This window comes from Xanthomonas sp. fls2-241-TYG-148, from assembly GCF_030208815.1.
In the GTDB taxonomy this organism is placed as follows: Bacteria; Pseudomonadota; Gammaproteobacteria; order Xanthomonadales; family Xanthomonadaceae; genus Xanthomonas; species Xanthomonas campestris.
The window spans coordinates 16,477-40,386 of the sequence record NZ_JARVTE010000001.1 but is presented as its reverse complement, the minus strand read 5'-3'; the positions used below and the strand labels follow the sequence as shown (position 1 = coordinate 40,386).

Annotated in this window: 14 protein-coding genes, 1 other RNA gene and 3 pseudogenes; 6 read left to right on the top strand and 12 right to left on the bottom strand. The window is 65.0% G+C overall.

Features of this window, described 5'->3' with window-relative positions:
- Window positions 1-57: 57 nt before the first annotated feature.
- From QRM60_RS00120 to QRM60_RS00105, 4 genes are all read left to right on the top strand, one after another.
- Window positions 58-315 carry an AbrB/MazE/SpoVT family DNA-binding domain-containing protein gene (locus QRM60_RS00120; RefSeq protein WP_011037031.1) on the top strand — a complete coding sequence of 86 codons (258 nt, stop codon included), beginning with the start codon at window positions 58-60 and terminating at the stop codon, window positions 313-315.
- Window positions 312-719 (top strand): type II toxin-antitoxin system VapC family toxin, encoded by a 408-nt coding sequence (locus QRM60_RS00115; RefSeq protein ID WP_011037032.1) that lies wholly within the window; start codon window positions 312-314, stop codon window positions 717-719. Before QRM60_RS00120 ends, QRM60_RS00115 begins: the two co-directional genes overlap by 4 nt.
- Window positions 720-771: 52 nt before the next feature.
- Entirely contained in the window at window positions 772-3,363 is a 2,592-nt protein-coding gene (gene acnB / locus QRM60_RS00110; protein ID WP_285445331.1) for a bifunctional aconitate hydratase 2/2-methylisocitrate dehydratase, read from the top strand.
- 195 nt (window positions 3,364-3,558) lie between these two features.
- Window positions 3,559-4,374, top strand: a complete 816-nt coding sequence (locus QRM60_RS00105; protein ID WP_115555908.1) for an alpha/beta fold hydrolase — start codon at window positions 3,559-3,561, stop codon at window positions 4,372-4,374.
- A gap of 248 nt (window positions 4,375-4,622) precedes the next feature.
- On the opposite strand, the pseudogene QRM60_RS00100 reads toward QRM60_RS00105, so the two are convergent.
- The 8 genes and pseudogenes from QRM60_RS00100 to QRM60_RS00065 form a co-directional block, all read right to left on the bottom strand.
- Window positions 4,623-6,776 (bottom strand): annotated as a pseudogene (locus QRM60_RS00100) (EAL domain-containing protein); the annotation flags it as partial.
- Window positions 6,777-6,910: 134 nt separating this feature from the next.
- Window positions 6,911-7,987, bottom strand: a complete 1,077-nt coding sequence (locus QRM60_RS00095; protein ID WP_011037036.1) for a chemotaxis response regulator protein-glutamate methylesterase — start codon at window positions 7,985-7,987, stop codon at window positions 6,911-6,913.
- A complete protein-coding gene (gene cheD, locus QRM60_RS00090; protein ID WP_024937701.1) occupies window positions 7,984-8,580 on the bottom strand; it encodes a chemoreceptor glutamine deamidase CheD in 597 nt (198 codons plus the stop codon). Before cheD ends, QRM60_RS00095 begins: the two co-directional genes overlap by 4 nt.
- Window positions 8,577-9,446: a CheR family methyltransferase gene (locus QRM60_RS00085; RefSeq protein WP_011037038.1), complete on the bottom strand. Its 870-nt coding sequence runs from the start codon at window positions 9,444-9,446 to the stop codon at window positions 8,577-8,579. The genes cheD and QRM60_RS00085 overlap by 4 nt, the downstream gene beginning before the upstream one ends.
- A 185-nt stretch (window positions 9,447-9,631) precedes the next feature.
- Window positions 9,632-11,998 (bottom strand): methyl-accepting chemotaxis protein, encoded by a 2,367-nt coding sequence (locus QRM60_RS00080; protein WP_228440607.1) that lies wholly within the window; start codon window positions 11,996-11,998, stop codon window positions 9,632-9,634.
- 85 nt (window positions 11,999-12,083) lie between these two features.
- A complete protein-coding gene (locus QRM60_RS00075) occupies window positions 12,084-12,467 on the bottom strand; it encodes a hypothetical protein (RefSeq protein ID WP_003486337.1) in 384 nt (127 codons plus the stop codon).
- A 314-nt stretch (window positions 12,468-12,781) separates the two neighbouring features.
- Entirely contained in the window at window positions 12,782-13,267 is a 486-nt protein-coding gene (locus tag QRM60_RS00070) for a chemotaxis protein CheW (protein ID WP_011037040.1), read from the bottom strand.
- Window positions 13,268-13,378: 111 nt separating this feature from the next.
- Window positions 13,379-14,164, bottom strand: coding sequence for a flagellar brake protein (locus tag QRM60_RS00065; RefSeq protein ID WP_040941363.1), 786 nt, complete (start codon window positions 14,162-14,164; stop codon window positions 13,379-13,381).
- Between the two features lie 377 nt (window positions 14,165-14,541).
- Between QRM60_RS00065 and QRM60_RS21450 the strand changes: the two are divergent.
- Window positions 14,542-14,809 (top strand): annotated as a pseudogene (locus QRM60_RS21450) (hypothetical protein).
- Between the two features lie 68 nt (window positions 14,810-14,877).
- Window positions 14,878-15,160, top strand: a pseudogene (locus QRM60_RS21445) (hypothetical protein); the annotation flags it as partial.
- A gap of 65 nt (window positions 15,161-15,225) precedes the next feature.
- On the opposite strand, the gene QRM60_RS00060 reads toward QRM60_RS21445, so the two are convergent.
- The 4 genes from QRM60_RS00060 to QRM60_RS00045 form a co-directional block, all read right to left on the bottom strand.
- Window positions 15,226-17,898 (bottom strand): Cache 3/Cache 2 fusion domain-containing protein, encoded by a 2,673-nt coding sequence (locus QRM60_RS00060; protein ID WP_285445330.1) that lies wholly within the window; start codon window positions 17,896-17,898, stop codon window positions 15,226-15,228.
- Between the two features lie 331 nt (window positions 17,899-18,229).
- Window positions 18,230-18,302, bottom strand: a non-coding RNA gene (locus QRM60_RS00055) — sX9 sRNA.
- Between the two features lie 61 nt (window positions 18,303-18,363).
- The gene (locus tag QRM60_RS00050) at window positions 18,364-20,622 is read right to left on the bottom strand and encodes a methyl-accepting chemotaxis protein (RefSeq protein WP_285445329.1); all 2,259 of its coding nucleotides are present in this window, start codon (window positions 20,620-20,622) and stop codon (window positions 18,364-18,366) included.
- A gap of 743 nt (window positions 20,623-21,365) precedes the next feature.
- Window positions 21,366-23,840 carry a methyl-accepting chemotaxis protein gene (locus QRM60_RS00045; protein WP_285445328.1) on the bottom strand — a complete coding sequence of 825 codons (2,475 nt, stop codon included), beginning with the start codon at window positions 23,838-23,840 and terminating at the stop codon, window positions 21,366-21,368.
- Between the last annotated feature and the right edge of the window lie 70 nt (window positions 23,841-23,910).

The window sequence follows — 23,910 nt, the reverse complement described above, 5'->3', positions numbered from 1 at the left end:
CTTGAGTACGACAAGTCAAGTATGTAGAATTCATGCATACTTTTCCGCGGAGCGCCCATGGAAGCCACTGTTGCCGAACGAGGCCAGATCACGCTGCCCAAGGCGGTGCGCGACGCGCTGGGGCTGACCAAGGGCACCACGCTCAAGGTCGAGCTGGAAGGCGGCCGCATCATTCTGCGCAAGAGTGTTGACGATGCCATTTCACGTGCACGCGGCCGCTTCAAGCTGGACGGCTTTGCCAGCACCGACGATGCGATGCGTGCCATCCGTGGGCGTGCGCCGGGCGATCCGCTCGATCCCGAAGCCGGCGCATGATCGCCATTGATTCATCGGTGCTGGTCGACCTGCTGGCCGACAGCGCGCAAGCCGACGCCGCCGAAGCCTGCCTGCGCCAATGCCTGAGCACCGGCCCGGTGGTGGTCTGCGACGTGGTGCTGGCCGAGGTCTGCAGCGCGCTGCGCGATGGCGCCGAAGCGCTGTCGGTGCTGGAAGACATGAGCATCCGCTTCAACGCGCTGGAGGCCAAATCGGCCTTGCGCGCCGGCGAGATGCAGCGCCGCTTCCGTGCCCGCGGCGGCAAGCGCGAGCGGGTGGTGGCCGACTTTCTGATCGGTGCGCACGCGATGCTGCAATGCGACGGCCTGATCACCCGCGACGACAGTTTTTTCCGCGACTACTTCAAGGGCTTGAAGATCATCGTGCCCAAGCCCGCTGCCTGATCCACGTTTTTCGCGTTCTACACATTCACTAGCTGTCCTTTGGAGAATCCGCATGTTGGAAGCCTATCGCCACCACGTTGCAGAGCGCCAAGCGCTCGGTATCCCGCCGCTGCCGCTGACCGCGCAGCAGACCGCCGAGGTCATCGAGCTGCTGAAGAACCCGCCCGCCGGCGAAGAGACCTTCCTGGTCGAGCTGCTCAGCCAGCGCGTGCCGGCCGGCGTGGATGACGCGGCCAAGGTCAAGGCCTCGTACCTGGCCGCGGTGGCGTTCGGCACCGAAACCAGCGCGCTGATCTCGCCGACGCGTGCCACCGAACTGCTGGGCACCATGCTGGGCGGTTACAACATCCATCCGCTGATCGAGCTGCTTGACAACGCCGAGCTCGGCGCCACCGCCGCCGAAGCGCTCAAGCACACCTTGCTGGTGTTCGATGCGTTCCATGACGTGCAGGAAAAGGCCGAAGCCGGCAACGCGCACGCCAAGGCCGTGCTGCAGAGCTGGGCCGATGCCGAGTGGTTCACCAGCAAGCCGGAAGTGCCGCAGAGCATGACCATCACCGTGTTCAAGGTGCCGGGCGAAACCAACACCGACGACCTGTCGCCGGCGCCGGATGCGACCACCCGCCCGGACATCCCGCTGCACGCACTGGCAATGCTGAAGAATGCGCGCGAAGGTGCGGCCTTCGTGCCCGAAGAAGACGGCAAGCGCGGCCCGATCCAGGCCATTGCCGATCTCAAGGCCAAGGGCCATCTGGTCGCCTACGTCGGCGATGTGGTCGGTACCGGTTCCTCGCGCAAGTCGGCGACCAACTCGGTGCTGTGGTGGACCGGCGAAGACATTCCGTACATCCCGAACAAGCGCTTCGGCGGCGTGTGCCTGGGTTCGAAGATCGCACCGATCTTCTACAACACCATGGAAGATGCCGGCGCGTTGCCGATCGAGCTGGACGTGTCGCAGATGGAGCATGGCGACGTGGTCGAGCTGCGTCCGTATGACGGCAAGGCGCTGAAGGACGGGCAGGTGATTGCCGAGTTCGCGATGAAGTCGGACGTGCTGTTCGACGAAGTGCGCGCCGGTGGCCGCATTCCGCTGATCGTGGGCCGTGGCCTCACCGCCAAGGCACGCGAATTCCTGGGCCTGCCGGCGTCGGACCTGTTCCGTCTGCCGATGGACCCGCCGGACACCGGCAAGGGCTTCTCGCTGGCACAGAAGATGGTTGGCCGCGCCTGCGGTCTGCCGGAAGGCCAGGGCATGCGTCCGGGCACCTATTGCGAGCCGAAGATGACCTCGGTGGGCTCGCAGGACACCACCGGCCCGATGACCCGCGACGAGCTGAAGGACCTGGCCTGCCTGGGCTTCTCGGCCGACCTGGTGATGCAGTCGTTCTGCCACACCGCGGCCTACCCGAAGCCGGTGGACGTCAAGACCCACCACACCTTGCCGGAGTTCATCTCCACCCGCGGCGGCGTGTCGCTGCGTCCGGGCGATGGCGTGATCCACAGCTGGCTCAATCGCATGCTGCTGCCCGACACCGTCGGCACCGGCGGCGACTCGCACACGCGTTTCCCGATCGGCATTTCGTTCCCGGCCGGCTCCGGCCTGGTGGCCTTCGCCGCCGCCACCGGTGTGATGCCGCTGGACATGCCCGAGAGCGTACTGGTGCGTTTCAAGGGCGAAATGCAGCCGGGCGTGACCCTGCGTGACCTGGTCAACGCGATCCCGCTGTATGCGATCAAGGACGGTCTGCTGACCGTGGCCAAGCAGGGCAAGAAGAACATCTTCTCCGGCCGTATCCTGGAAATCGAAGGCTTGCCGAACCTGAAGGTGGAGCAGGCGTTCGAGCTGTCCGACGCGTCCGCCGAGCGTTCCGCGGCCGGTTGCACCGTGCACCTGGACAAGGCGCCGATCATCGAATACCTGACCAGCAACATCACCCTGCTGCGCTGGATGATTGCCGAAGGCTATGCGGATGCGCGCACGCTGGGCCGCCGCATCAAGAAGATGGAAGAGTGGCTGGCCGATCCGCAGCTGCTGCAGCCCGATGCCGATGCCGAATACGCCGCCGTCATCGAGATCGATCTGGCCGATATCCATGAGCCGATCGTGGCGTGCCCGAACGACCCGGACGACGTCAAGACGCTGTCGGAGGTTGCCGGTGCGGCGATCGACGAAGTGTTCATCGGTTCGTGCATGACCAACATCGGCCACTTCCGTGCCGCCGCCAAGCTGCTGGAAGGCAAGCGCGATATCCCGACTCGTCTGTGGGTGGCACCGCCGACCAAGATGGATGCCTCCGAGCTGACCAAGGAAGGCCATTACGGCACCTTCGGCGCGGCCGGTGCACGCATGGAAATGCCCGGCTGCTCGCTGTGCATGGGCAACCAAGCGCAGGCACGCGAGGGCGCCACGGTGTTCTCCACCTCCACGCGTAACTTCCCGAACCGCCTGGGCCGCAACACCAACGTGTACCTGGGTTCGGCGGAGCTGGCGGCAATCTGCTCGCGTCTGGGTCGCATCCCGACCAAGGACGAGTACATGGCCGACGTGGGTGTGATCAAGACCAGTGGCGAACAGATCTACCGCTACATGAACTTCGATCAGATCCAGGAATATCAGGACGTGGCCGACACCGTCGCTGCCTGATCGAGCGCAGCACGTTCGTTGCGAAACGCCCGGCACTGCCGGGCGTTTTGCGTTTAGCGGGCACTGGCTTCGTTTGGCCACACAAGTGCGTGCGCCAAGGCAACTCGCAGGTAACTCCTCTGGCGCGTTGCAAAAAAAATCTGAAGTTCCCGGGTCTAGAGTGTCGCCGCTTCCGCCACTGCCGTTCGATGTCCAATGCCCACTTGCACGATCGCTGGTCAACCGCTGCACTACGCACAACATGGTCAAGGGTTCCCGGTGTTGCTGGGACACAGTTACCTCTGGGATGCGGCGATGTGGGAACCGCAGGTTCACGCACTCTCGCAACATTATCGGGTCATCGTTCCCGAGCTGTGGGGGCATGGGCAATCGGCGGCGCTGCCGGATGGCACGCAGACGGTTGGCGATCTTGCCGAGCAGATGCTGATGCTGCTGGATGCGTTGGAACTGCCGCAGTGTGCGGTGGTCGGTTTGTCGGTCGGTGGCATGTGGGGCGCCGAGCTGGCGCTGCTGGCACCGGAGCGCGTGCGCAGCCTGGTGCTGATGGATACCTTCCTGGGGGCTGAGCCGCAGGTGACGCAAACGCGCTATTTCGGTCTGCTCGATGCGATCGAAGCGGCAGGGCAGGTAACGCCTGCGTTGATCGAGGCGATCGTGCCGATTTTCTTTCGGCCTGGTATCGATCTGAGCTCTGCATTGCCGGCTGCGTTTGCGCAGCGATTGGCGGCGATGTCGGCCGAGCAGCTGCGCGCATCGGTGGTGCCGCTGGGCCGGTTGATCTTCGGGCGTGCCGATCGATTGGAGGCGTTGTCTGCGCTGAATCCGGCAAATACGTTCTTGCTGGGTGGCGAATACGATATTCCGCGCCCGCCGGAAGAGTTGTGGCTGATGGCAGAAGTGATCGGCTGCGATTACGAGTTGGTGCCCGATGCCGGACATATCGCGTCGCTGGAGAATCCTGCGTTCGTCACTGCCCAGTTGTTGGGTTGGTTGAAGCGGACAGTGGGGTAGTGCTTGAGGAGTTGGGCGCGTGCGGGATGAAGCCCGTACCCTCACCCCAACCCCTCTCCCGCAGGGAGAGGGGCTTTGGTTTCCTTCTCCCATCGGGAGAAGGTGGCGCAAAGCGCCGGATGAGGGTACGGCTTACTCCAGTACCACCAGCCCAAGCGAGTACCACCAGCTCAAGCGTGATCAAAAGTTTAACGATTGCACTGCATGCAACCGTCGAGGCTGAAGCAAACCGCCAAGACTGCAACCCGCTAAGACTGCGCACCCAACCAGGCTTCCAGGGCGGCGGCGGGTAGCGGGCGCGAGAACAGGTAGCCCTGCAGCACTTCGCAGCCCAGATCGGCCAGCAGCAAGCGTTGGGCTTCGTTCTCCACGCCTTCGGCCACCACGTGCTTGCGCAGGTGCTCGCCGATGCGCAGCACCGAGGTGGTGAGCGCGCGCGCGTCTTCGCTGTGTTCGATGTCGCGCACGAAGCTCATGTCGAGCTTAAGTTCGTCGATCGGCAGGCGGTGCAGGTGGCTCAGGCTGGAATAGCCGGTGCCGAAGTCGTCCAGCGACAAGGAGATGCCGGCTTCGCGGATAGCGTGCAGGTTCTCCAGCACGCCGGGCTGGCCGGAGAGCATCACGCTCTCGGTCATTTCCAGCGTGAGGTCCGACGGCTGCACGCCCATGTCGTCGATCAGGCGTAGCAGGTCGGTGAGCATGCGCGGGCTTTCAAAGCTGCTCGCCGACAGATTGACCGAGACCCGCGCCACCGGCACACCGCGTTGGCGCCAATCGGCAACCTGTTCGCAGGCGCGACGCAGCACCCAGTCATTGAGCTGCGGCATCATGCCTTGCTCTTCGGCCACCGGCAGGAAGCGCGCGGGCGACACGGCGCCCAGTTGCGGGTGGTTCCAGCGCAATAAGGCTTCCACGCCATACAGCGCATGTGGCGCCTGGCTGAGCAATTGCGGTTGGTAGTGCAACTGCAGTTGATTGCGGCCGATCGCCTGGCGCAGCTCCGCTTCCAGTGCCACGCGCTCCTGCGCCATGCGATTCATGTCGGCACTGAAGAAGCGGAAACGCCCGCCGCCTTCCTTCTTGGCGCGGTTCATGGCCAGATCGGCATGCCGCAGCAGGATGTTGATGTCGCGCCCGTCCTCGGGAAACATCGCCACGCCGACGCTGGCAGACGGGTGCACGGTCATGTGGCCCACTGGTAGCGGGCCGGCGATGGTGCCGAGCAGGCGTTCGGCGGTGGCGCTGGCCTGCTCGGCGCTGCACTGCGGCAAGGCCAGGGCGAATTCATCGCCGGCCAGGCGCGCCAGCATGGCGGTGGCGGTGAGCTGTTCGCCGATGCGCAGTGCGATGTCGCGCAACAGGCCGTCGCCGGCCGCGTGGCCCTGGCTGTCGTTGATCAGCTTGAAGCGGTCGATGTTGATGAACATCAACGCAGCCGGCTCGCCGGCATATTCGGCATGCGTCAGGGCTTGCTCGGCGCGGGCACTGAACATGATGCGGTTGGGCAGGCCGGTGAGTGCGTCATAGAAGGCCAGTTGATGCACGCGCTGGCGGATCTGTTCGCGCTCCAGCGCCAGGGTGCACAGCTGCTGGCACAGATCAGTGAGTTTGACGTGCCAGGCATCGGCGCGCCGCACACTGCGGTAATACAACGCAAAGGTGCCGAGCACGCGCGAGCTGTTGGCGCGGATCGGCGTGCTCCAGCAGGCACGCAGGCCCATCGGCAACAGCAGATCACGGAAATTGGTAAACAACGGATCGTTGGCGATGTCTTCCACCATCACCGCGCGGCCGCGCCAGGCAGCGGTGCCGCAGGCGCCGGCGCCGGGGCCGATCTTCAGGCCATTGACCGCATCGGCATACTCGGGCGGCAGGCTGGGTGCGGCCAGCGAGTGCAGGCAGCCGTCGTTGTCGGCGCTCATCACCGTGGCCAGCACTTCCGGGGCGATGCGTTCCACCTCGGTGCAGATCAGCGTCATCACCTCGATCAGGGGGCGCTCTTGCACCAGCGCTTCCAGCACGCGGTGCTGCAGCACTTCGTGCATCTTGGTTTCGGTGATGTCGGTGAGCACCGCGACGTAATGCGATGGGTTGTGCTGGGCATCGTAGATCGGGTTGAAGTTGAGCGAGATCCACAGCGGCGTGCCGTCCTTGCGGTACACCAGCAGGTCGGCCTGGGTCTGTTGCAAGGCATCGGCGCGTTCGCGGATGCGCGCAACCTCGGTCTGGTCACTGAGCGCACGGGTCAGCACGTGCGAGGGCCGCTGGCCGACCAGTTCGGCTTCGGTGTAGCCGAACATGCGCTCGAAGCCATCGTTGGCGTAGAGCAGGCGCGATTGCAGATCGCAGATCAGGATGGCGCTGCTGCTGCCATCCAGCGCCTGGGCGAGCAGGCGCGAACGGGTGTCCGACGCACTCTCTCCCGGCATGGCATCGATCTGTGTCGGCGTTTCCGCATGGCCGGCCGCGGCGGATCCCGGACTGCCTGGGTCCGCCGCGGGGTCGGCTGGATGCGGGGGAGGTGCGGTCATACGCTTCAGCGTGCCTGTGCCGACAGCGCGATGAGGCGTTCGGCCACGCGTTCCAGTGGCACCACTTCCTGCGCAGCGCCCAGTTTGTAGGCAGCCCCGGGCATGCCCCAGACCACGCTGCTGGCTTCGTCCTGCACCAGCGTGGGCGCACCGGCCTGCAGCATTTCCAGCAGGCCGCGTGCGCCGTCGTCGCCCATGCCGGTAAGGATGGCGCCGACCGCATTCGGGCCGGCGTTGGCGGCGACGGAACGGAACAGCACGTCCACCGCCGGCTTGTGGCGGTTGACCGGCGGGCCGTCGTCGATACGGCAGCGCCAGCGCGCACCGTCACGGATGATGCGCAGATGCTGGCCGCCCGGCGGCAGGTAGGCGTGGCCCGGCAGAATGGCTTCGCCGTCGCTGGCTTCGCGCACCGACATCGCCGAGTGGCGATTCAGGCGCTCGGCAAACGCGGTGCTGAAGCTGGCCGGCAGATGCTGGGTCATGACCACCGCCGGCGCGTCGGCCGGCATGTGTTCCAGCACCACGCGCAGTGCCTCGGTGCCGCCGGCGGAGGCGCCGATGGCAATCAGGCGGTCAGTCGTGCGGAAGCGCAGCGCGCTGCCCGGCACGGGCGCGGACTGCATGTCCAGGGTGATCTTGGGCGCGCTGGGACGATTGAGCGCGCTCACCTTGGCCTTGGCGGCCATCTTGACCTTGCTGACGATTTCTTCTGCATAGCCTTCCAGGCCACGCGCAACGTCGATCTTGGGCTTGGAGATGAAATCCACCGCGCCCAGCGACAGCGCCTGCAGCGTGGTGTCGGCGCCGCGTTCGGTCAGCGAGGAAATCATGACCACCGGGGTGGGGCGCAGGCGCATGAGGTTTTCCAGGAACACCAGCCCGTCCATGCGTGGCATTTCCACATCCAGCGTGATCACGTCCGGATTGAGGCGTTTGATCTTTTCGCGCGCCAGCAACGGGTCGGCGGCCGAGCCGACGACTTCGATGCCGGGGTCGCGCGAGAGGATTTCGGTGAGCATCTGACGCACAACCGCCGAGTCGTCGACGATCAACACACGCACAGGAGTTTCCAGCGTCATTCGAACAACTCCACGCCACCGGTGACCGGGGCTTTGGACAGACGGGCGCGCACGGCCGATTCGGCGGCGGCGACTTCGGCTTCGTGTGCGTGCGGCAGGCGCTGCACCACGACGCGGCCAGTCGTCGGGAAGAACCACACCTTGCGCGGATGGATGCCGCACAGATCTTCGGCAATGATGGGAATGTGCTCGGCCTGCAGGTACTGGCGGACGAACTCGGCGTTGCGCGTGCCCACCGGGTTGCTGGTGAAGCCCTTGAGCACGTTGGCGCCACCGAAGACCTTGGCTTCGATGCGCTTACGGTGTGCGCCGCGCTTGAGCATGTCGTTGATCAGCAACTCCATCGCATAACTGCCATAGCGCGCGGGTGCGCCATCCCCGACCTGACCTTCCGGCAGCAGGAAGTGGTTCATGCCGCCGATCTTCAGCACTGGGTCGCGAAGACAGGCCGCAACGCACGATCCCAAGGTGGTCGTCAACGCGGTGTCGTCATCGACCACCAGGTACTGGGTGGGCAGCAGCTTGGCGGTGATGGTCTGGAACCGCGAATCGCGGTAGCGCATGACATCGTCGACTTGCACGGCGGTGCTCATGATCCGGCTCCTGCGCGCGGGGCGCGCCGATACAGCGTGCGCCCGCACGGCTGGATCAGGTCGGCCGCATGCAGGTAATTCTCCGAATGTCCGGTGTAGAGCAAGCCGTCGTCGCCCATGTGGGTGACCAGGCGCGACAGGATGCCGCGTTGGGTGGGCTTGTCGAAATAGATCATCACGTTGCGGCAGAACAGCGCCGCATACGGGCCGCCAACGTCGTAGCGCGAGGACAACAGGTTCAACTGGCGGTATTCGATCAACTGCCGCAGTGCAGGAATGACCCGGCACTTGCCTTCGTTGGGGCCGCTGCCGCGCTGGAAATACTTGCGCTTGATCGCCGCATCCAGCGAGGCAACGCGGTCGATGGCGTAGACGCCGCGCGAGGCGGTTTCCAGCACCTGGGTGTCGACGTCGGTGGCGACGATGCTCACCGGCGGGGTGAGCGTGCCGAAGGCTTCGCAGGCAGTGATGGCGATGGAGTAAGGCTCCTCGCCGGTGGAGGCGGCGCACGACCAGATCTTCAGCGGTGCCTGCGAGGCACGCTTCTGCAGTTCTTCGCGCAGCTTGTCGAAGTGGTGCGGCTCGCGGAAGAACGAGGTGAGGTTGGTGGTCAGCGCATTGGTGAACGCCTGCCATTCTTCATCGTCGTTGCCGGATTCGAGCTGGTCCAGGTAGTCGCGGAACGAGCGCAGGCCGAGCACGCGCAAACGGCGCGACAGCCGGCCATAGACCATGTCGCGTTTGGCGGGAGCCAGGGCGATGCCGACCCGCTGATAGATCAGGTCGCAGACGCGCTTGAAATCGCGGTCGCCAAAGTCGAACTCGCGTGTGTCTGATGCGGGAGTGGAGGTCGTCGTCATATCCATACGCGTGGTGAGCTATAACCAGGTATCGGCCACGTTGGCATGCAACTGAAGCGCCATTTGCAACGGGTGCATCCGCGACGACGGGCGGTCGCACTGCAGGGGGGCTGCACACCACTGTGCCTGCGGCAGTGCCCCAAATGCACAACGCCCCGGGAGACCGGGGCGTTGTTGGGTCAATCTACACCTCAGAACTCTTGCCAGTTTCCATCCGCCAGGGCGGTTTCGGATTTGGCCGGGCGAGCCGGTGCTGCAGCGCTGCGTGCCGGCTTGGCAGCCGACTTCACCGCGACCGGGCGTGAGGCTGCCGGGCGGGCGTGGACGGGTGCTGCAGGCGCGTCCAGCTTGAACACCGACACCGCTTCGGCCAGGTGGCCGGCCTGTTCTTCCATCGAGCGGGCAGCAGCAGTGGCTTCTTCCACCAACGCGGCGTTCTGCTGGGTGGTTTCGTCCATCTGGGTGATGGTCTGGTTGACCTGCTCGATGCCTGCGGACTGCTCCTGCGAGGCGGCGGAGATCTCACCCATGATGTCGGTGACGCGCTGCACGCTGGCGACGATTTCGGCCATGGTGCTGCCGGCCTTGCGCACCAGCGCCGAGCCTTCGGCCACCTTGTGCACGGAGTCGTCGATCAGGCCCTTGATCTCCTTGGCGGCACCGGCCGAACGCTGTGCCAGCGTGCGCACTTCCGAGGCCACCACTGCGAAGCCGCGGCCCTGTTCGCCGGCACGTGCGGCTTCCACCGCCGCGTTCAAGGCCAGGATGTTGGTCTGGAACGCGATGCCGTCGATGACCGAGATTATGTCGGCGATCTTCTTGGACGAGGCTTCGATGCCGGACATGGTGTTGACCACCTGCGACACCACTTCGCCACCTTGCGAGGCGACACCGGTTGCACCGATCGCCAGCTGGTTGGCCTGGCGGGCGCTCTCGGCGTTCTGACGCACGGTGGAGGTGAGTTCCTCCATCGAAGCGGCGGTTTCTTCCAGGTTGGCGGCCTGCTGCTCGGTGCGCTGCGACAGGTCCTGGTTGCCGGAGGCAATTTCGCCGGCCGAGGCATTGATTGCCGTCGACGAGAGCTTGATGCGGCCCACGATGTCGGCCAGCTGCGTGGCAGTGGCATTGGCATCGTCACGCATCTGCGCGAACACGCCCTTGAACTCGCCATGCATACGCACGGTGAGGTCGCCCCGCGACAGCGCCGAGAGCAATGCCGAGATCTGCTCGATGCTGGCGGCGTTGGCATCCAGCAAGCCGTTGAGCTGCTGGGCCAGCTGCAGGAAGAAGCCCTGCTTGCCGTCGGTATCGACGCGGCCGGTCATGTCACCAGCAGCGGCGGCGCGCACGATGCGGGCCACTTCGTCTTCGACCTGGACTTCGATGGTGCGGTCGCGCCATTCGCAGACATCGCCCACCCACTGGCCATCTTCGTCCTGGATGGTGGTGACGGTCTGGGCGAACACCGCTTCGCCGAAGCGTTCTTCGAAGGTGGTGGTGCCGTCGCGATCCAGCGCGGCCATGGCCTTGCGCAGCGTGGCGTCGGACAGGCCGAGGTAGCTCACATGCTGGCCGATGACCTTGGAGGCGTCGAAGTCGCTGGAAGCCAGACGGATGCTGCCTTCGTAATGCGCCACGGTCTTCTTGAACGAGTCGTTGGCGTAGATCAGCTTGCGCTCGGTATCGGTGATGAACAGCCCGGTGGAGGACTTGTCCAGTGCGATACGGATACGCAGGTTTTCGTTGGCCACCTGCTGGTCGCGTTCGATGCGCTCACGCAGGTCGCGCTGCATGCGCTGCATGGCGCGCATCAGTTCGCCCACTTCGTCCTGGCCCTGCACATTGATCTGGCCATCGAGCTTGCCGCCGGCAATTTCGGAGGCAGTGGCCACGGCGCCGCGCATGCTGCGCACGATGGCGCGGGCAAACAGGAACGCCAGACCCAGGCCGCCGGCAACGCCGATCAGCACCACCAGCACGGTCAGGGTGACCGAGGTGGCATGCACCGATTCGGCCTTGGCCTTGGCAGCCTGCGCCAGGCGGTTGTCTTCGGCGATCAACGCGGCCAGTGAATCCTTGGCCTTGTTGTGCAACGTGCGCGTCTCACCCACAAAGGTGTCCACGGCATCGTCGGGGAGATTGAGTTCGAGCATTTCATCGACGCTGGCATAGGAGGCCGAGGCCTTCTTCCAGTCCGCCACGAAGGTGTCAAACAGCTTCTTTTGTTCGGGGCTCTCGATCAGGCGTGGGTAGTCCTTGATCACACCGTCGATGTCTTTGCGCAGCTTGCCAACGTTGGCCTTGGCTTCCTGCTTGACCGAGTCGCTGGCGCGCACCAGGCTCTGATAGGACGAGTTGCGGAACTCGCCGAGCATGCCGCGCAGATCGCCGGCTTCGCGCACGCTGGACATGGTGTTGCCTGCCAGCCCGCTGGTGACGTCGTTGAGCGAGGCCAGGCCCGAGTAGGCGATGATCCCCTGAATAAGCATGATCAGCAGCACGATGCCGAACGCCAGCATCAGGCGCGGCATCAGTTTCAGATTGTTGATCCATTGCATTGACACGATTCCCCCGTAGAAGTCAGTCCGCGTAACCGCTTACAGCACAACGCCACGTCCTGGGACGTGGCGTTGTGCTCTGCAATTACTTGATGGTCGCAAGCTTCAGGCTGGCCGGCGAGCTGACTTCGATTTCGGCACGCGAGCTGTCGCGCTGAATCTTGCCGAGGACGCAGACGTCCTTTCCTTCCAGCGTTTCCGGGGCGAAGCTGAACTTGCCGCGGTTGGCGCCGTCGATGCGGGCCGAGAAGGTGTGGCGCGGGAACATGCCGCCCATGTACAGGAAGGTCGGCTCACCCTCCGAGCTCTGCGCGTACTTGGCCTTTTCGACCTTGCCGCACACCATGCCGTCCTTGCCGACGAAGCGGGTCGCCATTTCCGGCGGAATCATTTCCTGCGATTGAGCCGACAGCGTGGGAGCAACGATCACGAGAGCAGCAACGGGGAGGAGCGAGAGCAGGAACTTCATAGAGATTCTCCAGAATCAAAAGTCGAACGGTGACCCGTTTAGGTGCGCGGGCTTCTATTCAGCTATCGGCTAGCTGCCGTTCAACTTGAATCCGAAAAACGTGATTTTCATCTCACTTCATTATCGTTGTGCGTCTCGTGTCAGGAGCTTCCCGACACCAGATGGCATTACGCCCAGCGCTTGGGCTCGCCACAACGGCGAAGCGGCCGCCGGTGGGCGTGGGCAGTGCCCAGATCGCCTGGGCCGAAGCCGTCGCGATCCTGCACTGCACACCCACCGACGACCGCTTGCGCCGGCCAGCTGGCCTGTGAAACTCAGGCGGCTTCTTCGGCCAATTGCTGCTGACCGAGCTCGGTGCTGTCGAGCAGGGTTTCGATATCCAGCAGGATCAGCATGCGATCGTCCTGGGTGCCGATGCCGGAGATGAAGCGGGTATCGACGGCAGCGCCGAATTCCGGGGTGGGGCGGATCTGGTCGTCATTGAGCGGGATCACGTCCGAGACGCTGTCGACGACGATGCCGACCACGCGGTCTTCGACGTTGAGCACGATCATCACGGTGAAGGCGTCGTAGCGCGCTTCTTTCAGGCGCAGCTTCAGGCGCAGGTCGATCACCGGCACGATGGTGCCGCGCAGGTTGATCACACCCTTGATGTAGTCGGGCGCGTCCGGCAGACGGGTCACCGAGTCATAGCCGCGGATTTCCTGCACTTTCAGGATGTCCACGCCGTAGTGCTCTTCGCCCAGGGCGAAGCTGAGGAATTCACCACCGGTGCCGGTGGCAGTGCTTTTGTCGTTCATGGAAACTCCGGGCGTTGCGGCTAATGTCGGATTGCGGCAGAGGCTTACCCTTGCAACATCGGCGCCTGAGGCGGCAACTTTAGGTGCAGGGGGGCGGTGGTGCGGGAGGGTTCAGAACACGCCGCTCTTGCGCGCATTGCGCTGGCGGTCGACCCGGAAGATGTAGCGCTGGATGGTTTCGTCCGCGCCACGCGGCAGGTCGCTGAATTGCATGCCCACCCGGAAGCCTTCGCTGCCGTTGGGCAAGGTCATCTTGTACTGGCTGCACACGGTGAGCGGCAGCGCGATGGGCGCGGAATCGGGCAGTTGCAGGGTGCAGTCGCGGTAGGTGTGTTGCGGCTCGAGCAGCGGCATGCCGGTGGCCAGTGACACCGCAAGGCCGCCGCTGCTGATGTCGATCACCCGCAGCTGCAGGTTGAGATTGCCACCGCTGGCAGCGTCCTGGCGGATGGTGCAGGTGGGCGAATCGGTGATGGGCGTTTCCAGCCGGTACGATTCGCGGCGCTGCAGGTGATAGAGCGAATCGGGCAGGGTGGCGCGGAAGGCAACGTGGATGTCGCGTTCCAGCCGCTCCGGCGTTTCCAGGCGGAAGCGGATGTTGACCCGTTCCAGCTGCGCGTAACAGAGCAGATACTTGGCCTGTTCGATGGCACGGTTGGAGGCGTCATTATGGCTGCCGTCCAGGATCACACAGTCGTCGTCTTCGTCCACTTCCAGCACGGCGGTGGGCACGGCCATGTCGCGGCCGGCCACATGCATGGTCACCACGGCACGTTGGTCGATCAGTTGTTGCAGCAGGCCACGGATCTGCCGCTTGTTGCGCAGCAGATAGCGCTCGTCACCTTCGGCGAGGTGATCGGCGTCGTGGTCGAGCTCTGAGGTATCGCCTTCGGACATGGGCACAAGCACAGTGGTAGCGGGAAGACGCACGGAGGGTTGCCCCGGCGTCGCCTTGATATCGGCGGCAAAGCGAAATCTTTAAGCGCCGCCGACAAAACGCGTCTGCCTGTCGCTGGTAAGGATCAGTCGCGATGGTGGATGCGCGGAGCTTTCAACGCAGCAACCAGCGCGGTTCTGGCGTGATGTGTTCGTTCTTCGGCGCAGCAACCAGCCACCTGCGTAGTGCGGTGTGCGGGGACCGATGGCGGCATGGATGCCGCCATCTAGCCCCCATGGATGGGTTCACTGCGTGTCCCGCGAGCGGTGAGGGCATCGCGCATTCGACGCTGCAAGTGTGCTGCAGGGCCCTTGCCCGCCCACCATCGCAGGACACGCTGCAAGTACGTCCCTGTAAGCTCCGTGGCGGCATCCATGCCGCCAAGGGTCCTGCGACGGTGAGCGGGCAAGGACCAGTCGAGATGGTCGGTGCGCAGTGTCGCAACAGAGCAGTTGGCAACTATCCGGCCTGGTTTGCTCGCTCTTCAACACACCACCAGCGAACTATCTGGTGCGGTGTCCTCGCCGATTGCGGGACCGTTGGCGGCATGGATGCCGCCATCGAGCCCCCATGGACGGGTTCACGGCGTGTCCTGCGAGCGGTGAGGGCACCGCGCCCTCGACTCCTCGCGTTTTGCTGCAGGGCCCTTGCCCGCCCACGATCGCAGGACACGCTGCAAGTACGTCCCTGTAAGCTCCGTGGCGGCATCCATGCCGCCAAGGGTCCTGCGACGGTGAGCGGACAAGGACCAGTCGAGATGGTCGGTGCGCAGAGTCTGAGCAGAGCAGTTGGCAACTGTGCGGCCCGGTTTGCTCGCTCTTCAACACACCACCAGCGAACTATCTGGTGCGGTGTCCTCGCCGATTGCGGGACCGTTGGCGGCATGGATGCCGCCATCGAGCCCCCATGGACGGGTTCACGGCGTGTCCCGCGAGCGGCGAGGGCACCGCGCACTCGTCGCTGCAAGTGTGCGGCGGGGCTCTTGCCAGTCAACCCTCGCGGGACACGCTGTAAGTACGTCTCAGTGATAGGCGTGGCGGGCGTTGGCCAGCAGCGTGCTCAGGCGGTCTTCCTGCTCGAGCCGGAACACGGCCACCGCGTCCACCAATTGCGCGGCCTGCTCTTCCATCGAGCGGGCAGCGGCGGTGGCTTCTTCCACCAGTGCGGCGTTCTGCTGGGTGGTTTCGTCCATCTGGGTGACGGTCTGGTTGACCTGGGTGATGCCGGCGGCCTGCTCGCGCGAGGCGCTGGTGATCTCGCTCATGATGTCGGTCACGCGCTGCACGCTGCTGACCACCTGTTGCATGGTGCTGCCGGCTTCCGAGGCCAGCGCGGCGCCGTTGCCGATGCGCGCCACCGAATCCTCGATGAGGTGTTTGATCTCCTTGGCGGCGCCGGCTGAACGCTGGGCGAGGGTGCGCACTTCGGAGGCGACCACCGCAAACCCACGGCCCTGTTCGCCGGCACGCGCGGCTTCCACCGCGGCGTTCAAGGCCAGGATGTTGGTCTGGAACGCGATGCCGTCGATGACGCTGATGATCTCGGCGATTTTCTTGGACGAGGCGTCGATGTCGGCCATGGTGGTGACCACGCGGCCGACCACATCGCCGCCTTGCGCGGCCACGCCGGCGGCGTTCAACACCAGGTGGTTGGCCTGGTCGGCGTTGTCGGCGTTCTGCTTGACGGTGGCGGTGAGCTCTTCCATGGAGGCTGCGGTTTCTTCCAGCGCGGCGGCCTGCTGTTCGGTGCGGCGCGAGAGGTCACTGTTGCCGGTGGCGATTTCGGTGGCGGCCGAGTTGATTGCCAGCGAGGAGTCCTTGATGCGGCGCACGATGCCGGCCAGCTGGTCGGCGGTGGCGTTGGCATCGTCGCGGATGGTGGCGAACACGCCTTGCAGATCGCCGTCCATGCGTGCGGTGAGGTCGCCCTGCGACAGCGACGACAGCAGCGCGGACACCCGCGACAGGCCGTCGGCGTTGTTGTCCAGCAACATGTTGAGCTGCTGCGCGAGCTGCAGCAAAAAGCCCTGCTTGCCGGCGGTGCCGACCCGCTCACTCAGATCGCCGGCAGCGGCGGCCTGCACGATCCGCGCGACTTCTTCTTCCACCTGCACTTCCTGGGTGCGGTCGGCCCACTCGACGACGAAGCCCATGCGCTCGCCAGCCGGGCTGACGACCGGATTGACGATCAGGCGCATGGTGCGGCCACCGACCACGATCTGTGCGGTATGCGTGCTGGTGAGCTGATCCAGCATGCGCGCCTGATGCTCGGGCTTGCGATGGAATTGATCGATGCTGGCATCGATCAAGGCGTCTGCATCGAAGTGCGGCAGGTCACGGCGCAGGTCGTCCTGGGCATTCTTGAGCATGCGCTGCAGGGGGCGGTTGACATAGACGATGCGGCGATCCGCATCGGCAATCATGACATTGGTGGTGACATCGTCGAGCGCCACGCGGATGCGCAGCGCTTCGTTGGCGATCAACTGATCGCGCTCCAGGCGTGCACGCAGGTCGTCGCGCATGGTGCGGGCGCTGAGCAGCAGGCGGCCCAGTTCGTCCTGGCGATCGACCTCGATGGTGCTGTCCAGACGGCCGGCGGCCACGTCGCCCAGCACGCGCTCCACGGCGAGCAGCGGGCGGGTAACCATCTTGCGCGCGGCCACGAACACCACCGCAATGCATAGCACCAGCACCACCAGCGAGAGCAGCAGCATGCTGCCCATCAATGCATCCAGCGGCCCATCGATCGCCGTGTGCGGCTGGGTGCCGATCACCGCCCACTGCCACGGCGTGTAGCGCTGCGCGGTGACCTCGTAGGCCTGGCTGGCGCCCTTGGCGTCGCGCAGTTGCAGCGTGGTGCTGGTCAGTTTGCCGTCCAGCACCGATTGCAGCTGGGCCTGTTGTTCGGCCGGTACCAGTGCCGCCAGCGTGGCCGGTGTGCCGGCCGGCGCGGCGATGACCTGGCCCTGGTGCTCGCCGGGGGCCATGTCGACGATGACGAAATAGCCGTCCTGGCCCAGTTTGGTGGTGCTGACCTGGGCCTTCAGTGCGGCCAGGCCCTGGGTGTAGTTGCGGCCGACAAACAGCGCGCCGATCACTTCGCCGGCGGCATTGCGCAGCGGCTGGTAGTGGGTCATGTACTGGTCGCCAAACAACTGCGCCTGGCCGGTGAAGGCCTTGCCTTCGGCTAGCGCGGCGTAAGCCTTGCCCTTGCGGTCGAGCAGGGTGCCGATCACGCGCTCGTTCTGCTTGTTGCGCAGCGAGGTGGTGATGCGCACGAAGTCGTCGCCGGTGCGCGCGAAGATGGTAGCGACGCCGCCGGTGGCCTGCGCAAAGCGGTCCACTGCGGTGAAATTGAGGTTCTGCGCCTGCGTGCCGGTGCGCAGGGTCGGGGTGTCCTGATCGCCGATCTTCACCGTGGTGGTGGTGTCGAGCTGGCGCGCCCCGCTGCCGAGCATGTCGTCGAACACGCTGCCCAGGCGCTGGGTGCTTTCGGTCAGGGTCACGTCGTACATGCCGACCGACTGGTTCATCAGTCGCGTACTGGACAGCAGCTCGGCCTTGACCTGCGATTCGATGTCGTTGGCCGATTGGCGATAGATCATCAGCGCCAGGGCGCCAAGCGAGAGGGCAATGACCAGCGTCAGTAACGCGGACAAACGGGTGCCGACGGAAAGCCGGTGGAAGGAATGCATAGGTCTCGACCTTGCCCGGGGGAGGGGCGTTACGAATGTGTGAAACTGATAGCGGCTGCCTTTGGAGGAAATTGATATGAACTATGAAGAATTCAGCACAATTGTTGTGCTCGGTCACAGTGTCGCGCCCCGGTCTGGCTGGTCTGTGACGCCGCGCATGGATGACCTAGCGCGTTGGCAGGCCTGATTTCGCTTAGAGACATGCCCGTGGCGTGTGCCTGCATCTGCCGCCGTTTGCTACAAAAAAAAGGCCGCCTCCCTCGCGGGAAGCGGCCTGGCCGGTCCGCTGGAGCAGACCGGTGCAACACGGATGACGCGCTGGGCTTACAGCGGCTAACAGAGCGTAGCGAGTGGCGGTCAGGTGGGTGCGGCCGGCACGGAGGAACCGGAGTACGGCGGTACATGCCGATTCCTAGCACCGGCCGCGCCCGCCTGGCGGATGCGCAGTCGTTTTGATGGCTGCTCTTAGAACTCCTGCCAGTCGGACTGATCGGCAGTGGTGGCAGGTGCGGTGCGCACCGGGCGCGGCGCTGCGGCTGCCACGGGGGTACGCGCGGCCTGGCGTGCGGCGGAGCGGGCATTGCCCGGTGCGCTGGCAATGGCCGAGAGCTGGCGTGCCACCGGTGCCTGCGCGGCGAGCTTGAACACGGCCACCGTTTCGGTGAGCTGCTGGGCCTGTTCTTCCATTGCGCGGGCGGCGGCGGTGGCTTCTTCCACCAGGGCGGCGTTCTGCTGCGTGGTTTCGTCCATCTGGGTCACGGTCTGGTTGACCTGCTCGATGCCCGAATACTGCTCCTGCGAGGCAGAGGAAATCTCGCCCATGATGTTGGTCACGCGCTGCACGCTGGCCACGATATCGGCCATGGTGGTGCCGGCCTGATCGACCAGCGCCGCGCCCTGGGTGACCTTGCTGACCGAATCATCGATGAGGTGCTTGATCTCCTTGGCCGCACCGGCCGAACGCTGGGCGAGGGTGCGCACTTCCGATGCCACCACTGCAAAGCCACGGCCTTGTTCGCCGGCGCGCGCCGCTTCCACCGCGGCATTCAAGGCCAGGATGTTGGTCTGGAAGGCGATGCCGTCGATGACGCTGATGATCTCGGCAATCTTCTTGGAAGAGCCCTGGATGTCGGCCATGGTGGTGACCACCTTGGCGACGACTTCGCCACCTTGCGAAGCCACGGCCGCGGCGCCGATGGCGAGCTGATTGGCCTGGCTGGCGTGCTCGGCGTTCTGCTTCACCGTGGAAGTGAGTTCTTCCATGGAGGCGGCGGTTTCTTCCAGATTGGCGGCCTGCTGCTCGGTGCGCTGCGACAGATCCTGGTTGCCCGAGGCGATTTCGCTGGAAGCCAGGCCGATTGCATCGGCAGCATGCTGGATACGGCCGACGATGCTGGCCAGCTGTTCGGCGGTGGCATTGGCGTCGTCGCGCATCTGTGCGAACACGCCCTGGTACTGGCCGGTCATGCGTGCGGTGAGGTCGCCGGCGGCGATCGACTGCAACAGGCTGGACAGCGATTGCAGGTTGCCGTCGGCAGTGGACATCAAGGTGTTGAGGCTCTGCACCATCAGGCGGAAGTCGAACTGGAACTTGTCGGCATCGCCACGTGCGGTGAAGTCGCCGCTGGCCGCGGCCTGCGCCAGGTGCTTGATCTGCTGGTTCATCGTGGACAGGTTGGTCTTGACCTGATCCATCGCCGCGGTGATGGCGGCCTTTTCGCCGGGCAGGCGCGGCATGTCTTCGCTCAGGTCGCCGATGGCATAGCGCTCCACCAGGTGGATGGTCTGCATCTTCACCTTGATGTGGCTGGCCACCAGTTCGTTGGTATCGCTGGCCATGCGGCCAAAGTCACCGGGGAATGCGGCGGCATCCATGCGGAAGCTGATCTGGCCTTCTTCGTGGCGCTTGGCCATGTTGAGCTGTGCGGTGATCAGGTTGCGCACCTGGCTCTGCATACGGTCCATGGCGTGCAGCAGACGGCCGGTTTCATCGTTGGCGGTGCTGCGCACATCGTTGTCGAGCGACCCGTTGGCGATCGCCTCGGCGGCCAGCGTGGCCTGGCTGAGCGGGCGCACCAGGCTGCGGGTGATCATCCAGCCGAGCAAGCCACTGAACAACAGCACGGCAATGCCGCCGCCGATCAACATCGCGCGGCCACGTGCCATTGCGGCGGTGGCGTCTTCATAGGCGGTTTTGGCGCGCTTGCGCTGCAGTGCCGAATACTCGGCCAGGGCGCTCTGCCACGCTTCGGTGGCGGGGGCGGCCTGCTGCATCAGCGTGGCCAGCGCTTCGTCTGCCTTTGACGCCAGCCCCAGCTCGGTGACCTGCGCATTGGCCTTGGCGGCTGCGGCGCTGGCGGTATCGATCTTGTCGCGGATCGCCTGGGCTTCCGGCGATGCCGAGAATACGTACAGGGTCTGGCGGGTCTGTTCGTAGGCCTTGGACTTGTCCTGGATCAGGGCCGCAAAGCGCAGATTGTCTTCCTGAGAGGTGGGCAGTACCAGGTTGCGCAGCTGCACGGCGATCACCGAGGTGTCGTCGGTCATGTCCTGCAGGTGCTGCATGATCGTGATGTTGCGGTTGACCACGGTGTCCAACCGTTCGCGTGCCTGCGCCAGCGTGTAGAGGCCCGCAGCCACCAGGGCGCAGGACAACAGGATCAGTGTGCCGAAGGCAAAGCTCAGGCGCGTGCCCACGTTGTAGCGTTGAAGGAAAGCGATCATTTCGGGTCTCAAGCAGGTGGCATGGGAGGGCGGTAGCGCCCTGGCCAGGCACGCGCAGGGGAGGCGCGGCTGTCCGGAGCTGGGCAGACGTGGCGGCCGGGGCAGGAGCGTGCGGTGTGCACGTCATGCCGCGCCGATGCGCGTTTGCTTGTGTCCGGTAACGGCGCTGCGATTGAGCACTGAACAGCCGCGCCCGTTTCCATATGGTTCAGCGTCACGGAGGTGAGCTGCGCGTGTAGATACGTGCCGAAATGCCGTGTTTTCAGGCGTTTTCAGGGGTGAGCGCTGCAATGGCCGTGCACGCAGTGCTCACGACGCGCATCACGGTTTGGTTGCCGCTGCTTGGGCAAGGGGCGGCGTCATGAGGCTTGGGGCGGGTGCACTGCCGATGCGCACGCGGTGGCGTAACCGCACCTGCAATGGTGCTGCAGCAATTGCAGCTGTCGCGGCACACGCCGGTAGGAACCGCAGTGCCCGTGTCACGAAGGGCAGGGGTGGCATGCGTGTTGGCGTGCTTGGCGTCTGTGCAAACGATCCGAAGTGCGCCTCAGACCAAGCAAGGCTTGCCCTGCGCAGCCGGCTTGATGCGATCGCGCCATGCGTTGTGCTGCGCGTTGTGCTTTAACGCAAGCGGCCCGGCCTTGCTACAGGCCGGGCCGATTTTGAGGGGGATTCGGCTGGATCGCCGGTCATCGGGAGGAAGCAACTGCCAGCACTCGCTTTGCAAGCGCCGGCAGCGTGGCTCAGGCCGCGCGTCCCAGTACGGGCCGCGCCGATGCGGCCTGCAGGCGGAACACCGAGACCGCATCGCGCAGCTGCTGGGCCTGTTCTTCCATCGCGCGGGCGGCGGCGGTGGCTTCTTCCACCAGTGCGGCGTTCTGCTGGGTGGCTTGGTCCATCTGGGTGATGGTCTGGCCCACCTGCTCGATACCCTGCGACTGCTGCTGCGAAGCAGCGGAGATCTCGCCCATGATGTCGGTCACGCGCTGCACTGAGCTGACGATTTCCTGCATGGTCTGGCCGGCCTGGCCCACCAACTGATTGCCGTGTTCGACCCGCTGCACCGAATCTTCGATCAGCTGCTTGATCTCCTTCGCAGCACCGGCCGAGCGTTGCGCCAGCGTGCGCACTTCACTGGCGACCACGGCAAAGCCGCGGCCCTGTTCGCCGGCACGCGCGGCTTCCACTGCGGCGTTCAAGGCCAGGATATTGGTCTGGAAGGCGATGCCGTCGATCACCGAAATGATGTCGGCGATCTTCTTCGACGCTGCCTGGATGCCGGCCATGGTGCCGACTACCTGGCTCACCACCTCGCCACCTTGCGACGCCACCTGCGCCGCGCCCAGCACCAGCTGATTGGCGTGACGCGCGTGGTCGGCATTGTTGCGCACGGTGGAGGTGAGTTCCTCCATGGACGCGGCGGTTTCTTCCAGGTTGGCGGCCTGCTGCTCGGTGCGCTGCGACAGGTCCTGATTGCCAGAGGCAATTTCGCTGGCGGCATCGTTGATGGTGTCGGTGGAACGCTGGATGCGGCCCACGATATCGGCCAGCTGGCTCACCGTGGCGTTGGCGTCGTCGCGCATGCGTGCAAACACGCCATGGAACTCGCCCTGCATGCGCGTGGTGAGGTCGCCGGCGGCGATGGCGCGCAACACGGCGGACAAGGCTTCCAGGTTGCCGTCGGCAGTGGCCATCAAGGTGTTGAGGCTCTCCACCATGGCGCGGAAGTCGTACTGGAAGCGCTGCGCATCGCCACGCACGCTGAAGTCGCCATTGGCCGCGGCCTGCGCCAGCAAGTTGATTTCGGTATTCATCGCCGAGAGGTTGGCCTTCACCGTGTCCATGGTGTCGGTCAACACGGCCTTTTCGCCGGGCAGGCGCTGCATGTCCTGGCTCAGATCGCCGATGGCATAGCGCGACATGATTTGCGCCAGCTGCATCTTCACTGCGATATGCGAGCCGACCAAGGCGTTGGTGTCACGCACCATGGTGCCGTAGTCGCCGGGGAAGCTGTCGGCGTCCATGCGGTAGCTGATCTGGCCGGCGTCGTGGCGCTGCGCCATCTCCGACTGCGCTGCCAGCACCGCCTGGAGCTGCTCCTGCATCTTGCGCATGTTGTCCAGCAGCTGGCCGGTTTCATCCTGGCTGGGCGGCACGATGTGTTCGTCCAGCTGGCCGCGGGCAATCTGCGCAGCCACGCTGGCGGCGCGCCGCACGTTGCGGGTGAGGGCGGAGAGCGTGTACCAGCACAGGCCGGCGATCAGCAAGGCCAGCACCGACAAGCCGGCAATGGCTTGCCACATCGCATTGCGGGCGTCCTCCAGGTGGCGCTCGGATTGCCGCTGCAGGGCTTGCAGGCAGACGCTGCTGAGTTGCTGCATCGCCTGGCCCACCGCATCCAGTGCCGCATTCCATTGCACATCAGCCTGGGCATCGTTGGCGTCCAGGGCAGCGCTCAATGCGGCGAGTGCAGTCTTGGCCTGGGTTGCCTCGGCTTGCGCTGCGGCTGCCAGCGCGGGGTCGGGTTGTTCCAGCAAGCCCATCGCCTTTTCCAGCTCATGGCGGAAACGGGCATGGTTGCGTTGCAGCTGGCCCAGCTGCTCACGCAGCATGGCGGTGCTTTCGCCAGCCTGCGACGGGTCGCTGGCGGCATCCAGCCGGGTCAGCGACTCGGTTGCGTCCGGGCTGTAGATCAGGGTGGCCACCACCAGGTGGTAGCTCTCGATATAGGGGGTGTAAACCAACTGGCTGTCATCGCGCATCGCATCCAGTGCGGCGAAGGCGTGTTCGCTCAGGCCGGTGTAGGCCGCTGCATCCTTGCCGGCGCTGCGCTGCTGCTGCAAGGCGGTGAGTGCCTTCTGGCTGCGCTCGAACCCTTCCAGCGTGGCGGTGGTGCTCAGCAAGGCCTGCAGATCGCTGTCTGCGCGTGCCGCGGCTGCGGTAGCGGCGTCGCCGCTATCCACATGTTCGGCGTGCAGGTCGGTGATCAGCCCCAGCATCCTGGCCAATGGGCCATAGCTGCGCAGTTCGTTGCTGCTGATGGCGACGCTCTCATTGAGCTTGCCGCTATACAGCACTACCGGGATGACCAGACCGACCAGGGCCAGCACCCCGATCAAGCCGAGTTTGCGGCTGATACCCAGGTCGTCCCAACGATGCGTCCAGCGACGTGGGGATGGGAGAGCGGGCTTGGACGACAGCGCGGGCGACGTGGTCATGAAGAATTCTCGTAGGCGTACGCAGCGTATCGGCGGCGCCCGGTTGCCCTTGAGCCAGCCGGCCTGGAGG

Coding starts and splice junctions, on each gene's coding strand:
- acnB (WP_285445331.1), top strand. CDS start 772: ATGTTGGAAGCCTATCGCCACCACGTTGCAGAGCGCCAAGCGCTCGGT.
- QRM60_RS00105 (WP_115555908.1), top strand. CDS start 3,559: ATGCCCACTTGCACGATCGCTGGTCAACCGCTGCACTACGCACAACAT.
- QRM60_RS00085 (WP_011037038.1), bottom strand. CDS start 9,446: ATGGATATGACGACGACCTCCACTCCCGCATCAGACACACGCGAGTTC.
- QRM60_RS00080 (WP_228440607.1), bottom strand. CDS start 11,998: ATGCAATGGATCAACAATCTGAAACTGATGCCGCGCCTGATGCTGGCG.
- QRM60_RS00120 (WP_011037031.1), top strand. CDS start 58: ATGGAAGCCACTGTTGCCGAACGAGGCCAGATCACGCTGCCCAAGGCG.
- QRM60_RS00060 (WP_285445330.1), bottom strand. CDS start 17,898: ATGCATTCCTTCCACCGGCTTTCCGTCGGCACCCGTTTGTCCGCGTTA.
- QRM60_RS00075 (WP_003486337.1), bottom strand. CDS start 12,467: ATGAAGTTCCTGCTCTCGCTCCTCCCCGTTGCTGCTCTCGTGATCGTT.
- QRM60_RS00095 (WP_011037036.1), bottom strand. CDS start 7,987: ATGACGCTGGAAACTCCTGTGCGTGTGTTGATCGTCGACGACTCGGCG.
- QRM60_RS00050 (WP_285445329.1), bottom strand. CDS start 20,622: ATGATCGCTTTCCTTCAACGCTACAACGTGGGCACGCGCCTGAGCTTT.
- QRM60_RS00045 (WP_285445328.1), bottom strand. CDS start 23,840: ATGACCACGTCGCCCGCGCTGTCGTCCAAGCCCGCTCTCCCATCCCCA.
- cheD (WP_024937701.1), bottom strand. CDS start 8,580: ATGAGCACCGCCGTGCAAGTCGACGATGTCATGCGCTACCGCGATTCG.
- QRM60_RS00065 (WP_040941363.1), bottom strand. CDS start 14,164: ATGTCCGAAGGCGATACCTCAGAGCTCGACCACGACGCCGATCACCTC.
- QRM60_RS00115 (WP_011037032.1), top strand. CDS start 312: ATGATCGCCATTGATTCATCGGTGCTGGTCGACCTGCTGGCCGACAGC.
- QRM60_RS00070 (WP_011037040.1), bottom strand. CDS start 13,267: ATGAACGACAAAAGCACTGCCACCGGCACCGGTGGTGAATTCCTCAGC.